Source organism: Campylobacter sp. BCW_6873 (genome assembly GCF_001762365.1).
Lineage (GTDB): Bacteria > Campylobacterota > Campylobacteria > Campylobacterales > Campylobacteraceae > Campylobacter_D > Campylobacter_D jejuni.
This window is the reverse complement of sequence record NZ_MJWS01000065.1, coordinates 120294-135255: the sequence shown is the minus strand read 5'-3', so window position 1 is coordinate 135255 and position 14962 is coordinate 120294. Positions and strand designations below refer to the sequence as shown.

13 protein-coding genes and 1 pseudogene are annotated in these 14962 nt (G+C 31.3%); all 14 read right to left on the bottom strand.

The window, feature by feature from the left end:
- Nucleotides 1-14 precede the first annotated feature (14 nt).
- The 14 genes and pseudogenes from argS to mnmG all read right to left on the bottom strand — a co-directional run bounded on the left by argS (nucleotide 15) and on the right by mnmG (nucleotide 14952).
- Nucleotides 15-1607 carry an arginine--tRNA ligase gene (gene argS / locus AJ932_RS04525; RefSeq protein WP_052801695.1) on the bottom strand — a complete coding sequence of 531 codons (1593 nt, stop codon included), beginning with the start codon at nucleotides 1605-1607 and terminating at the stop codon, nucleotides 15-17.
- 11 nt (nucleotides 1608-1618) lie between these two features.
- Nucleotides 1619-1858 carry a twin-arginine translocase TatA/TatE family subunit gene (locus tag AJ932_RS04520; protein WP_002852866.1) on the bottom strand — a complete coding sequence of 80 codons (240 nt, stop codon included), beginning with the start codon at nucleotides 1856-1858 and terminating at the stop codon, nucleotides 1619-1621.
- Nucleotide 1859: 1 nt separating this feature from the next.
- Nucleotides 1860-2477 carry a guanylate kinase gene (gene gmk / locus AJ932_RS04515; RefSeq protein WP_002866189.1) on the bottom strand — a complete coding sequence of 206 codons (618 nt, stop codon included), beginning with the start codon at nucleotides 2475-2477 and terminating at the stop codon, nucleotides 1860-1862.
- Nucleotides 2478-2479: 2 nt separating this feature from the next.
- Entirely contained in the window at nucleotides 2480-4111 is a 1632-nt protein-coding gene (locus AJ932_RS04510; RefSeq protein ID WP_070278203.1) for a highly acidic protein, read from the bottom strand.
- A gap of 56 nt (nucleotides 4112-4167) precedes the next feature.
- A complete protein-coding gene (fliR, locus tag AJ932_RS04505; RefSeq protein ID WP_002855878.1) occupies nucleotides 4168-4935 on the bottom strand; it encodes a flagellar biosynthetic protein FliR in 768 nt (255 codons plus the stop codon).
- Nucleotides 4922-5557, bottom strand: coding sequence for an ABC transporter ATP-binding protein (locus AJ932_RS04500; protein WP_070278205.1), 636 nt, complete (start codon nucleotides 5555-5557; stop codon nucleotides 4922-4924). The genes fliR and AJ932_RS04500 overlap by 14 nt, the downstream gene beginning before the upstream one ends.
- 12 nt (nucleotides 5558-5569) lie before the next feature.
- Entirely contained in the window at nucleotides 5570-6643 is a 1074-nt protein-coding gene (tsf, locus tag AJ932_RS04495) for a translation elongation factor Ts (protein WP_002866193.1), read from the bottom strand.
- Nucleotides 6643-7434, bottom strand: a complete 792-nt coding sequence (gene rpsB, locus AJ932_RS04490) for a 30S ribosomal protein S2 (RefSeq protein WP_002853455.1) — start codon at nucleotides 7432-7434, stop codon at nucleotides 6643-6645. Before rpsB ends, tsf begins: the two co-directional genes overlap by 1 nt.
- 115 nt (nucleotides 7435-7549) lie before the next feature.
- Nucleotides 7550-8713 (bottom strand): SAM-dependent methyltransferase, encoded by a 1164-nt coding sequence (locus AJ932_RS04485; protein WP_002861892.1) that lies wholly within the window; start codon nucleotides 8711-8713, stop codon nucleotides 7550-7552.
- A 127-nt stretch (nucleotides 8714-8840) separates the two neighbouring features.
- Nucleotides 8841-9965 carry a cytochrome c1 gene (locus AJ932_RS04480; RefSeq protein WP_053872767.1) on the bottom strand — a complete coding sequence of 375 codons (1125 nt, stop codon included), beginning with the start codon at nucleotides 9963-9965 and terminating at the stop codon, nucleotides 8841-8843.
- The gene (locus tag AJ932_RS04475) at nucleotides 9962-11212 is read right to left on the bottom strand and encodes a cytochrome b (RefSeq protein ID WP_002861894.1); all 1251 of its coding nucleotides are present in this window, start codon (nucleotides 11210-11212) and stop codon (nucleotides 9962-9964) included. Before AJ932_RS04475 ends, AJ932_RS04480 begins: the two co-directional genes overlap by 4 nt.
- Nucleotide 11213: 1 nt before the next feature.
- A complete protein-coding gene (gene petA / locus AJ932_RS04470) occupies nucleotides 11214-11717 on the bottom strand; it encodes a ubiquinol-cytochrome c reductase iron-sulfur subunit (RefSeq protein ID WP_002852880.1) in 504 nt (167 codons plus the stop codon).
- Nucleotides 11718-11806: 89 nt separating this feature from the next.
- Nucleotides 11807-13092, bottom strand: a pseudogene (locus AJ932_RS04465) (arsenic transporter).
- Nucleotides 13093-14952: a tRNA uridine-5-carboxymethylaminomethyl(34) synthesis enzyme MnmG gene (mnmG, locus tag AJ932_RS04460; RefSeq protein ID WP_044780081.1), complete on the bottom strand. Its 1860-nt coding sequence runs from the start codon at nucleotides 14950-14952 to the stop codon at nucleotides 13093-13095.
- Between the last annotated feature and the right edge of the window lie 10 nt (nucleotides 14953-14962).

Genomic DNA, 14962 nt, shown 5'->3' with positions numbered 1-14962 from the left:
AGCAAAATGCTGTTTTAATGTTCCATTTTGTTTTTCGCTTCAATACCCATTAAAGAAAATGCGGTTTTAATACTAAGAGCAACCAAAGAAAATAATTTAAGTAAATCATTTTCATTTGCAGAGCCTATAACTTTATTTTCATTGTAGAATTTATGAAAATTTGCAGCTAAATTTTTAAGATAATCAGGAATTTTTTGCAAAGCTCTAGCCTCAAAAGCATCATTTAAAATAGCTTTTAAATTCAAAGCTTCAAAAAGTAAATTTACACCATCTTGATTTAAACTTTGTAAATCAGCTCCCATTACATCATCGATTTTTTTACCAGCTTTAGCAAACACTTGATGAATTCTAGCGTGTGCGTAGTTGATATAATACACAGGATTAGAGCTATCTTCTTTTTGCAAATCACTAATATCAAATTCCAAATGAGTATCGCACTTTTTACTCAAAAAGATATAACGCAAAGCATCACTTCCTATTTCATCAATCACATCGCTCATCAAGATAAAATTTCCTGCTCTTTTACTCATTTTATAAGGCTCTCCATCTTTAAGCAAGGAAACCATTTGTGCTAAAATAATCTCAAGATTATTAGAGTCAAATCCCAAAAACTCCATCGCAGCTTTCATTCTAGGGATATAACCATGATGATCTGCTCCCCAGATATTAATACACTTGCCATAACCACGACTCATTTTATCCTTATGATAAACAATATCTGCTGCCAAATAAGTCCCGCGTCCATCTTCACGGATAATTACCCTATCTTTTTCATCGCCTTTTTGCGAAGAAGCAAGCCAAATTTTACCTTCTTGCTCGTAAATTCCTTTATGTTTTTTTAAAGATTCTAAAGTTGCATTTAAAGCGTCATAATACGATCTCTCGCTTACATAGCTGTCAATTTTAATCTTTGCTTGTTCTAAATTTTGTTTAATCAAAACAAGCATTTTATCTTTTGCCCAATCAGCTAAACTAGGGATATTTTCTTCACTAAAAAATTCTTTACCAAATTTTTCAAAAGCTTCTTTTGCCAAATCTGCTATATACTCGCCTTTGTAATATTGCTCTGGATATTCAACATTTTCATGAAGTATATTTTCTTTCACACTTAGTAAAATAGAAAGCCCTAGTAAATAAATTTGATTACCCGCATCATTGACATAGTATTCTGTATCAAATTTATAGCCCAAATGTCTTGCAAGTCTTGTTAAGGTGTCTCCAAAAACAGCGCCTCTTGCATGTCCTATGTGCAAAGGTCCGGTAGGGTTTGCACTCACATATTCAAGCAAAAAACTTTCTTGTTTTTTTTCTCCTTTAGTAAAATCATTTGGATTTGCTAAAGCTTGATTTGCAAGTTCATTTAAAAAAGTTTTGGAAATTCTAAAATTTAAATACCCATTTACAGCTTCAACCGATTCAAAGCAATCATGATTTTGAAATTTACTCGCTAAGTCGCTAGCGATCAACATAGGAGATTTTTTTAATTCCTTAGCCAGTGAAAAAGCCAAAGGGGTAGCAAAATGTGCTAAATTTTTATCCTTTGGATTTTCAAGTGTAAAATCACACTCTAAAATCTTTTTAATTTCATTAAAAATAATACTTTTCAAAAGACTAAACCTTAAGCTTTTTTTGTTTCGTCTATACTTGCATCAGCATTTGTATTATTAGTTGTATTTTTGTTTTCTTCTATTTTTTGAGTATTTTTTGCTACTTCATCATCATTATTCATTTCATCTTTAAAAGTTTTAATACCTTTGCCTAAACCCTTTGCAAGTTCTGGAATTTTTTTTGCTCCAAAAAGCAATACAACAATCAATAAAATAATCAACCAATGACTTGGACTTGACCAACCACCCATTTTATTCTCCTTCATTCCAAATATTTTGAATTTGTCCTAGATTCTGCCCTTTGGTTCTAAATTTATGGGCAATTAAAATCGCTCGCAATGCTTCATAGCTTTGCTTTAGCTCATCATTAATGATAAGATAATCATAGTCGCTAAGCTCTTTCATTTCATCACTAGCGTTTTGTAATCTTTTTTCTAGTTGTATTATTGTATCAGTATTTCGCTTAATAAGTCTTTTTTTTAACTCATCTTTATTTTTTGTAGTAATAAAAACAGAAACAATCTTATCAGCCATTTTTTGTCTGGCTATTTTAAATCCTTGCACATCAATATCAAAAACAACTATTTTTCCATTATCTAAAGCATCTTGAGTGTGCTTTAAAGAAGTGCCATAAAAATTTTCATGCACTTTAGCCCATTCTAAAAAATGATCACCATCTATACCTTTTTGAAATTCTTCATGAGATATAAAATGATAATGTATTCCATTTTTTTCACCCTCTCTTGGTTTGCGAGTTGTTGAAGAAATAGAAAAATAAAGCTCATCTTCAAATTCATCAAAAAGTTTTTTTAAAAGAGTTGATTTTCCAGCTCCACTAGGACCTGAAATCAACAAAATAAAACCTTGCAATTTTAATCCTCTTTAAAACTAATGTTTATATTTATATTCATATTCATACCCTTAAGAGCAGCTTTTAAGGTATCATCCTTAATACTTGAAGTGATCGCTCCTACTATACTTTGGCTAAGCTCATTAACTATCTCTTCACTATTATCATCTTTAGTTGCATTACTTACTATAGGCTCTTCATTTTTTTCTACAATTTCCTCTCCAAGAGCTTCTTGTATATCACTTTCTTTCAATGCATCAAAATCACTTATATTTAAATTTGGCACAACCACTTCCTCTTCATTTGTTCCTAATTCTTTATCGTCTAAAATTGGCTCATCTTTAAAATCTTCTAAAATCTTGCTACTATTATCACTATCAATACCATAATCAAGCTCATCAAGTTGAGCTAGTTCTTCTTTGATTTGATCTTGAGTGCTCAAATTTGAAATAAAATCATCCATTTCATCTTGAACATCTTCTTCCACAACAGGAGTAAACTCCTCTAAAATTTCCTCTGATTCTTCATTATCTTTTGCTTGACCTAAAAATTCAGCATCCTCAGGAATATCATCAAAATCCATTTCTTTTTCTTGCTCTTCGACCATAGGAAGATCATCAAAGTCGCTTATATTAGCTTGCAATTCTTTGTTATCTTCTAAATCTTCATCATTTTTATCATCTAGTTCATCTATACTAGGCTCAGAATCCAAAGCTGTATGTTCTTGGCTTAAGTCTTCTTTTTCGCTTTCGCCATCTTCCAAAGTTAAATCTAAATCAGTTTGAATGTCTTCTTGAGTCTGTTCTTTAGTTGTTTCTTGTTCTAAATTTTCATCTTCTAAATTTTGAGTTTCTAAAGCTTTGTTTGCATTATCATCTTGAGCGTTAAGCTCTTCTTGCATTTCTAATGTATTTGTTTTAGAATCGTTTAATAATTCTTGCTTTTCTATTTCTTCATTTTTGTCATCTTCTTTGATTTCTAAATCTTCATCATTTTTATCATCTAAACTAGGTTCAGTATCTAAAGCTGTATGTTCTTGGCTTAAGTCTTCTTTTTCGCTTCCGCCATCTTCCAAAGTTAAATCTAAATCAGCTTGAATGTCTTCTTGAGTCTGTTCTTTAGTTGTTTCTTGTTCTAAATTTTCATCTTCTAAATTTTGAGTTTCTAAAGCTTTGTTTGCATTATCATTTTGAGCATCATCATCAAAACTCAAATCTTTCACTCCCTCTGAATTTATATCTAAAGAATTTTCATCAGGCAAATCATCTAAATTTAAATTATCTAAATCCAAGCTTATATCAGCATAAGGATTTTCATCATTGCTTAACATTGGCAAATCAATAGGTGTATGTTTGTTTACATCTTTATTATTAAGTAAATTTAAAAAATCTGTAGGTAAAAAAGGTTTTTGTAAAATTTGCGCATCTATATCTTCTACATTTTGGTTTCGCGGAGCTAAAAAAATCAATCTATCGCATTTTTCTTTAAGAATTTTTAAAGGTGCTGGAGTATCACTATCTACAACAATCACATCATAATTACCCAAATTTTCACTATAAGCATTAAGTTCTTCAAAATCATAAGACATTTTTTTAGCACTAAGGCTTACAAGTCTTGAAACTACAGGGTTTTCATTTAAAAGTAAAATTTTCATCACTTTAATCCTTGAAAAATAATCACTATTTTACGATAATTTCATTTATCCTTTCCTTAGGAGAAAAAAAGAGTTTGCATATGAGTAAAAAGTTCTAAAATTAAATTTTTAAAATATTGCATCATAACTAGTAAAATAGCAATCAAAACTACAAAGCCTAAAGCTATCTTTATAGGATATCCAATAACTAAAAGATTAAATTGTGGCATTGTTTTCATCAAAAGTCCAAAAATAACATCAGCTAAAAGTGAAATTCCAAGTATAGGAAAGCTCATAGTAAAACCTATGATGAAAATATTAAACATACCCATATTTAGATAATGCATTAAATTCTCATGCGGATAAAATCCACCTAAACTAATATAACCCAAAGAATGACTTAAAAACAAAAGCATTAAATGATGGCCATCAAAAGCAAGAAAAAACATCAAAGCAAGCAAATTTAAAATTTGAGATGTGATAGGCATACTCGTTCCAGAACTTGGATCTAATATACTTGCCATAGTAAATCCCATAGTAAAAGCAATCTGCTCACCTGCCATCATAATAATAGCAAAAATAATTTGAAGCATTAATCCTGCTATCATTCCAAAAATCACTTCACTAATAAGCTGCAAAACAAAAAAACTATCTAAATGCAAAGATTCTAATCTAGCCAAAGGATATAAATACATAGTCAAAAATAAAACTATAGTACTTTTTATCACCATAGGAATAGAATTATGTGAAAAAAAAGGAAAAAAAACTATAAGACCACTCATTCTAGCAAGAAGCAACATAAAAGTTACAACATTTTTATCACCTAAATAATTAACAAATTCCATTGGCGTTTATAGTATAAGTTTTATCACAAAAACTTGCAAGCTTGCTATCGTGAGTTACAAAAAATAAAGCTGCATCATTTTCTTTAACATAGGATATTAAAAGCTCGATAACATTTTTAGCATTATCAAAATCCAAATTTCCAGTTGCTTCATCAGCAAAAATAATCTTTGGTTTTTTACAAAGCACACGCGCGATACTCACACGCTGTTGTTGTCCGCCGCTAAGCTTTCCTATTTTTTGATGCAAAAGCGTATCAATACCTAACCTTTTTAAAATTTTCTCATCTAAATCTTGACCTGATAAAACACTAGCAAGTTCGATATTTTCTAAAGCTGAAAAACCTTTAAAAAGATAATGTGTCTGAAAAATAATACCAAAATCATAACGGCGAATTTTTAATCTTTCGTTTTCATCTATCTGATAAAGACTAGAACCTTTAAAAAAAACTTCACCTTTTTTTGGAATCAATAAAGAAGAAAGTATATGCAAAAGAGTAGATTTACCACAACCGCTGCTCCCTTGAATAGCAATGCAATCTTTAGTATTTAAAGTAAGATTTAAACCCTCAAAAAGCGGATAATCAAAACTATGGCTTAAATTTTCCACTCTTAAGAGTTCCATTTTTAACCGTTTTTAAAGTTGTGCAGCAACTTCAGCCGCAAAATCTTCAGTTTTCTTTTCTAAACCTTCACCAACTTCAAAGCAAATGAATTCAACAATTTTAATTTTTCCGCCAAATTCTTTTTCTTTTTCAGCGATCACTTGTTCTACAGTTTTTTTATCATCCATCACATAAAACTGACCCATTAAAGTAAGTTTGCTATCGAGTTGAGAATTATCAGCTATAAAACTATTCATTTTACCCGGGATAATATTGTCCCAAATTTTTTCAGGTTTACCTTGAGCTTTAAGCTCTTCTTTGATTTTTTCTTCAGCTTCTTTTAAAATTGCATCGCTTAATTGTTTGCGACTTGCAAATTGAGGAATTTTATGTTCAGGTTTATTTGGATCTTTAAGTCTGCGTCTTTCTTCATTTTCTTTTTCAAGTTCAGCAACCAAAGCTTTGTATTCATTTTCAACAAAAGTCATATCCAAATCTTCATAACTTAAATAACTTGGTCTCATTGCTGCAATATGCATACAAATTTGTCTTAACAAATCTCTTGATTTTGAAGCCACTTCAGCACTATCACAAGCTGCAGCGATCACAACACCAACACGGCCATTTGTATGGATATAACCATTTACAACGCCGTTAGCACCTGCTTTTAAAGTTGCAAATCTTCTTACAACTAAGTTTTCTCCTATAGTTGCAATTTGACTTTTTAAATATTCTTCAAATTTTACGCCATTGATTATGCTTGAATGAAGTTCTTCCACACTTTGTAAGCTATTACTTTGAATATGGGCTGTGGTATCTTTTGTTAAAGCGATAAACTGATCATTTTTTGCCACAAAATCTGTTTCGGAATTAATCTCACTTACAGTTGCACTTGTAAAATCATCACTTACTTTTACACTTACTAAACCTTCTGCAGCAAGTCTATCTGCTTTTTTAGCAGCCTTACCTAAACCTTTTTCTCTTAAAAGTTGTACTGCTTTATCAAAATCTCCATTAGTTTCACTCAAAGCATTTTTACAATCCATCATCCCCGCGCCTGTACTTTCGCGGAGTTCTTTTACCATTGCAGCAGTAATTTCAGCCATTATTCTTGCTCCTCACCGAAGTCTTCTTCGCTCATCGCTTCATCTAAAACTTCTTTTTTCTCTTCATCGGTGATTTCTTTTTCTTCATTTGCTAAAGCTTCGCCATCTTGTTCTCTTAAAGCTTTTCCTTCATTAATCGCTTCAGCCATTTCTTGGCAGAAAAGTTGCACTGAACGGATTGCATCATCATTTCCTGGAATAGGATAAGTTACCAAGTCAGGATCGCAGTTTGTATCTAGTGGAGCTACAACAGGAATTCTTAATCTATTTGCTTCTTGAACAGCAATTTTTTCTTTTACTGTGTCAATAACAAAAATCATATCAGGTTGAGTTTTCATATAACGAATTCCACCTAAATAAGCTAATAATTTTTCTTTTTTTCTTGTAAGCATTAAAGCTTCTTTTTTAGTTAAAAGTTTAATACTTCCATCTTCTTCCATTTTTTCAATTACTTCTAATTTTCTAATTGATTGGCGAATGGTACCAAAATTTGTCATCATACCGCCAAGCCATCTATGATTTACATAAGGCATACCGCATTTTTCAGCGTATTCTTTAATCGCTCCACCTGCTTGTTTTTTTGTCCCAACAAAAAGTATAGTTTTTCCTTCAGCAGCAGCGTCACGAACGATATTATAGGTATATCTAAAATATCTTAAAGTTTTTTGTAAATCAATTACATAAATACCTTTTCTCTCGCCAAAAATGAATTTTTTCATCTTTGGATTCCAGCGTCTTGTTTGGTGTCCAAAATGCACACCGCATTCTAATAAATCTCTCATACTAACCATGAGTTTCTCCTTATAAATTTAGCTTTATTCCTCCACATCCCTTAATTTACACAAGCTAAAAAGGATTGATGTGTGTGAAATGAAGCTAAGATTTTATCAAATTTAAGTTTAGTTTTTACTTATATATATAGTCCTTGGTAAGACTTAGATTATTATTGATTTCTTTTGTGATTAAAAATTGAAACAAATCCACGCTTCCAACACGAAAAGCAGAGGCACAAGAACGAAGGTACAAATCCCACATTCTTATAAATTCTTCATCATATTTTTCCCTTACCTTGTCTAATACTTTGTTAAAATTTTCATCCCATAAATCTAAAGTTTTTGCATAGTGCATTCTTAAACTTTCTGCTAAAAGAAGATGAAAATCCCACTCGCTCATAGCACTTACAACCTCTCTTAAAGAAGGTAAATATCCTCCTGGAAAAATATATTTATCTATCCAAGCATTTGTTTTTCCTTCAAACATGGCTAAAATAGAATGTAAAAGCATAGAACCTCCAGGTTTTAACACTTGTTTTACTTTCATGAAATAAAGTCCTAAATTCTCTTTACCTACATGTTCAAACATACCCACAGAAACAACTTTATCAAAATAATTTTCAAATTCTAAATCTTGATAATTTTGAAGTCTTATTTCTATTTTATCTTCAAGACCAAGTTCTTTTACTCTTTCCTTAGCTTTTTTACACTGCTCCTCTGAAATAGTAATTCCAACAACCTTAACTCCATACTTTTGAGCCGCCATAATAGAAAGCCAACCCCAGCCACAACCTATATCTAAAAGCTTTTCTCCTTCTTTTAAATCAAGTTTTTTAAGGGTATGTTCTATTTTGTTAATTTGAGCTTCATAAAGAGTATTATTAGGCTCTTTAAAATAAGCGCAAGAATAGCTCATAGTATCATCAAGCCAAAGCTTATAAAAATCATTACCTATATCATAATGACTTTTGATATTTTTACTTTCTTGCTTTTGAGTTATTTTACTCAATACATCTTTTTTGGTTTTAAAAAATTGCTGATTAGAAAAATAATATAATACCCTAGCCATTTCATCATAATCGCCCTCTATGTCAAGTTTTGCCTGCATATAATGTCTTGCAAAAACCAAACTTGTATCACCAAATAACTCCAAAAAAGGAATTTTTTCTTTAAAAATTAAAGAAAATTTAGCAGGTTTGTTTCCGATAAAAAATTCTTCTTTATCCCAAAAAACAACTCTAAAATCCCCATAATCCCATTTTTTTAAAATAGATTTGATTAAAGTTTTTTCTAACATAAAATACTCCTAAATTCTAAAATAATTATATTTTGAAGTATCTCTCTTTAAATATTAAAAATTAATAAAAATGAAGAAAAAATAAGATTTTTGCCATTATCATTAAATAATGGCAAAAAATGTAATATTAATGTAATTTAGACCAAACAGAACGCTTCCAACCTATAGCAAAAATACTTAAAATTACAAAGAATATCATTACATAAATTCCTGTAGTTTTTCTTTCTTCTTTTTTGCTATCACCCACTTGATCAATATAAGATACAACCTTAGCCTGTGCAGCTTCTGTTAAACCTACTCTTGGCATAGCGGTTCCTGGAAGAAGTTTTTGAGTGTTATTAATAAAATCATGTAAATATTGCTCACCACGAGATCTTATCATCATAGAAAGATCAGGCGGAACAGAACCTAAATAAGTTTTTAAATCATTTTGATTTGATGGAGTAAAAAAGCTATCGTATTTCATATCATGACAACGTCCGCAAGCCTCAATAAAAGTTGCTTTATCTTTAGCAAATTTTATATCTTTTTCCATTAAAGCCGCTTTTTGAGCACTATTTTCCATTTTAGCATATTTTGCCTCAACATCTTTCTTAATAGTAGCATCTTCATTGGTTTCAAATTTAACACTCACATCTTTAAGATAAGCAATTACATTGGCTATATTTGCATTTGTAGCTTCTTCACTTTCTCCTGAAGTATCTTTATTGTAAGCTGTCATAATAAAAGCATCACCAAATTTATGATCTACTTTTAAAGCAAGCGCAGGATGCATAATCAAAGCTGCTAAAAATTTTTCATCAAAAATAGCACCAGCTGCACTAAGATCAGGTGGTATTACTCCCATAGAAGAATCGGTGATATTAGCTGCTATTCCATCTTCTTTTACACCATGACATGCAAAACAGTTATTTTCAAAAAATTCTTTACCTTTTTTTGCATCACCCTTAGCAAAATCGATCTTTGCAACATCTGCCCAAAGTGTTTCAACTTTGCTTAATTCTTCTTTTGCTTTTTCAAGTTCTTTGTTTGCACTCTCTATTCTTTTAGCATCTCCTGAAGCTTGTGCATCTTTTAGAGCTAATTCTTTAGCTTCAACTATACCTTTTGCAAAAGTAGTATCTTCAACAGCAAAATCAAAATTTGCAGGAGCAACATGAGGTTTCATCACTGAATGAGCATAAGGCTCTACCCCCCAATATACAAGCGCAGTAAAAACTACCACAACTAAAAATATTTTTATTTCTCTCATTGTTTAGCTCCTTTTCTCTCCATAATAGTAATAACCGGTAAAACTACAATAAGTAAAAGTAAAAATACTATAGAAGCATAAAATCCTACCCAAGCATTTACACCTGTTGGAGGTAATTTTCCATAAACTGTTAAAACAATTAAATCAATAAGCAATATCCAAAACCAAATGAAAAATAAAGGTCTTTCATGGGCTGGTTTTACAACATCACTTCTATCAAGCCAAGGAAGCAAGAAGAAAATCACTTGAGCAATACCAAATGCAGCCAAACCTATATCAAAAGCTTTAATACCTGCAATATCAAAGAAAAATCCTCTTAAAACTTCATAACTCCATAAGAAATACCACTCAGGATAAATATGAGCTGGTGTTTTAAGCGCATTAGCCGGATCAAAATTAATTGGATCCATTGCAAATTCAAATTTAAAACAGACTAAATAAAAGAAGAAAATCATAAAAAAGCTTATATACATAAAATCTTTTGATAAAAATCCTGGCCAAAAAGGAATCACTTTAGAACCCTTTGTGTCACCTGCCATGTACTTTTCAGCCTCTAAGTCAAAGTCAAGTTCTTCAGAAATTTCATTATTAACATGAGGAATTCTTAAAGAATAGAAGTGAAATGCTATAATAGCAATGATAACTATAGGAAGCAAGCACACATGAAGCATAAAAAATCTTGTTAAAGTTGGATCAGAAACCGCATAATCTCCACGAATCCAAATCACAAGTTCAGGGCCAATAAATGGTATCCCTCCAAAAAGATTAGTGATTACTTGAGCTGCCCAATAACTCATTTGTCCCCAAGGAAGCATATACCCACTAAAAGCTTCAGCAGAAAATACAACAAACAAAAGCATACCGCTAACCCAAATCATCTCACGACCTTTCTTATAAGAACCGTAATAAATTCCTGTTAACATATGTATGTATATAATCAAAAATACAACAGAAGCGGCAACACCATGCATGTGACGCCAAAGCCATCCATAATCCACCTCTTGCATAATAGTCTTATTCACACTATCAAAAGCAAGTGCAGTATCTGGTTTATAATACATTACAAGTAAAAGTCCTGTAACAAAAAGCACTGCAAAAAGAGTGGTTAAAATAACCCCCATTGCCCAAAGAAAGTTAATTTGCTTTGGTATCCAATACTTTACCATTAAAACATCAAGTAGTTTATGTATTGCAAGTCTTTGATCAAGCCAATCTACAAGACCATTAGCTTTTCTAATTTGTGCCATCTTAAGCCTCCGCTATCATTTTTTTATATTCAGGACCCTCTTCACCTAAAACAAGTTTGGTTCCATCAATCTTAAAAGGAGGAATTTCAAGAGGCTTTGGAGGAGGTCCAAAGACATTTTTTCCACTTGTGTCAAATTCTCCACCATGACAGGCACATTTAAACAATTGCTCGCTTGGTTGGTAAGCAGGTATACAACCCAAATGCGTACAAAGTCCTATAACCACAGTATAAGCTGCGTTATCTACCACAACATCACGTTTTTCATCTTTTGGCATACTCGCATCTTTTTTTAATATAAAAATAGGCTTTTTACGCCATTCTATAGTTCTAAGCTCTCCATCTTGCATTCCTGATAAATCTACTGTAGTAAAACCTGCAGCTTTGACACTTGGAAGTGGATCCCAAGTTTTTTTCATCGCAACAAGCGAGAAAACACCGCCTACAGCAGCTACGCTTCCAAATGCAAAGCCCATAAAGCTTCGTCTACTCTCAGATGTAGCCATAACTTGTCCTTTCGATTTTATTTTTTAACCAAGTTAAAAGTTTATCGAAATTAAAATAAATTTTTTCTTTGTTTAACAAGTTTTGATATTTAGACAATAAGAGCAAAAAGAGAAAAAACAAGCACAGGTAAAGTTATCAAAAAGCCAAATTTACAATATTGCCAAAAAGAAATATTAATGCCTTTTCTAGCCAAAACTCCAAGCCAAAGCAAAGTTGCCAAAGAACCTATTGGCGTAAGTTTTGGGCCTATGTTTACCCCCAAAAGATGCGCATAAATCATCAAGGAATCAAAAGAAAAATTCTCAAAATATTCTTTTAATGCCAAATCGCCGATTAAAACCATAGGCAAATTATTAAACACAGAAGATCCAAAAGCTGAAATCAAAGCCACACCAAAAATTCCACTCTTATCTTGCATCAAAAAAGCATAGCTTTTAACCAAAATTTCACTCACGCCTATTTTATGTAAAGCAAAAACCACCATATAAAGCCCAAAACTAAAAAGCAAAACTCCATAAGGTGCTTCAAAAAGAATTTTAACACTTTTTTTACCTTGAATTTTTAAAACAATAAGCCAAAAAATTCCCGCCCAAAGCAAAGCAAAAAAACTTATTTTAATATCAAAAATTTCACCTATAAAAAAACTGATCACAAAAAGAAGTAAAAATACTATGCAAAGAAAAAACAATTTCAATGAAATTTGCTCTTTTTTGACTAATTTAAATTCAAGCCTTTTAGGCAAAACTCTCCCATAAAGCATAAAAACCATAACTATAGTAGAAAGCAAAACAAAAAATTTGGCAAAAACATATTTTTAGCAAATTCTAAAAATTCTATCTTAAAATAATTTGCTGTAATGATATTGGTTAAATTTGAAATAACCAAAGCATTTGAACTTGCATCACATAAAAAAGAAAGACTAAGCAAAAAAGAACTTAAAATAAAAGCATGATTTTTACAATCTTTAAGAGTTGAAAATAAAGCTATAATAATAGGTGTAATGATTAAAATCGCTCCATCGTTAGCAAAAAATGCAGAAAGAAAAAAGACAAAAATCAACAAAAATAACATCAACTTTTTTGTGCTAATATAAATTTTTTCTTGATTTTTCTCTCTAGAAAAATGCAAAATTTTACTCGCAATAAAATCAAAAAATCCTAAAGCTTCCAAGCTAAAAGAAAGGATAATCAACCCAACTAAAGTTAAAGAACTATCCCAAACCAAAGAAAAAACAAAATAAGCATCTTTAAAATCTACCAATTGAAAAATAAAAACAAAAAAAGCTCCCAAGCTAGAAAATACCCAAATAGGTAAATTCCATGGACGCCAAAAAAGTAAAACTAAAGTAGATAAAAAAATAAAAAAAGCAAGCATTTAAGCTTTTTTCTTTTGTATTTTGATATAAATTTGTAAAATATCTAACGCTGCAGGAGTGATTCCACTGATTTGACTTGCAGCAAAAATGGTTGGAGGTTTATGATGATTAAGTTTTTCTACAACCTCATTACTCAAACCGCTTACACTTTTAAAATCAAAATTTTCAGGAATTTTAAGCTCGCTAAGATTTTTCATTTTTTCTACTTGAGCTTTTTGCATACTGATATAATGATAATACTTTGCCTCATTTAAAATCTCTCTTAAGGAGTAATGATCCATAGTTTCAAACATAGGATCAAGTTTTTTTAATTTTTCTATATCAAAACTTGCTCTTGCGACAATTTTTTGAAGATTGACTATAGAAGAAATTTTATCTTCTCCTAAACTCTCTAAAAAAGCATTATTTTGGTTATTAGGTGTAAATTCTTTAGAAAGTAAAAATTCAAGTCCTTTTTGAAGATTGTTTGCAATATTTTGTATATAAGTAAAATCTTGCTCGCTTAAAAGCCCTAAATCATAGCCATATTTTCCAAGTCTAAGTATAGCATTTTCTTCCCTTAAAAGCAGTCTAAATTCCGCTCTTGAAGTAAACATTCTATAAGGTTCTTTTGTGCCTTTTACTACCAAATCATCGATTAAAACTCCTATATAAGCTTCATCACGCCTTAAAATCAAAGGCTCTTTCATATCTATGCTTAAACTTGCATTGATTCCTGCTATAAAGCCTTGTGCTGCAGCTTCTTCATAACCTGTAGTTCCATTAATCTGTCCTGCACAATAAAGATTTTTAATCTTTTTAAGTTCTAAAGTATGCTTAAGTTCAGTTGGCTCTATATAATCATATTCTATAGCATAACCAAAACGGGTTATTTTAGCATTTTCAAAACCCTTTATAGAACGCAGCATTTGAGTTTGTACCTCATAAGGTAAAGAAGTAGAAAAACCATTGATATAATACTCCGTTGCATCGATAGTATGAGGCTCTATAAAAAGATGATGACTTTCTTTGTCGCTAAAACGATTGATCTTATCTTCTATAGAAGGACAATATCTTGGCCCCACACCTTCAATTTGTCCTGTAAAAAGTGGAGCACGATAAAAATTATTCTTAATAATCTCATGTGTAGTTGTATTAGTGCGCGCGATATAACAAGGAAGTTGAGTAGGATTAAAATTTCTTGAACGAAAACTAAAAGCTTTAGGGTTTACATCACCATCTTGAATTTCAAGTACGCTAAAATCAATGCTTTTTGCATCCACTCTTGGGCAAGTTCCTGTTTTTAAACGCCCCATTTTTAAACCCAAAGTTTGTAGATAATTTCCTAAATTTACTGAAGCAAGCTCCCCTACCCTCCCTGCTTGAAGTTTATTTTCGCCTATATGAATAAGTCCATTTAAAAAAGTCCCTGTTGTAAGTATCACTTTTTTGGCAAAATATGTGTTTTCTAAATTTGTTTTTACGCCTTTAACTTCATCATTTTCTACGATTAAAGCATTCGCTTGTTCTTGAGAAATTTCTAAATTTGGAAGTTTTAAAAGTTTATTACGTGCAATGATACGGTATTTATCCATATCAATTTGCGCCCTACTTCCTTGAACGGCTACACCCTTACTTTCATTTAAAATGCGAAATTGTATTCCCGCTTCATCAGTGATTTCACCCATAAGACCACCCATGGCATCAAGTTCTTTTACCAAATGCCCTTTAGCAAGCCCACCTATAGCTGGATTACAGCTTGCTGCTCCTATTTGCTCAATCAATGTAGTTAAAAGTAAGGTTTTTTTACCCATTCTAGCAGCAGCAGCACTTGCTTCAACACCCGCATGTCCACCACCTATAACAATGACATCAAACATATTTTGCCTT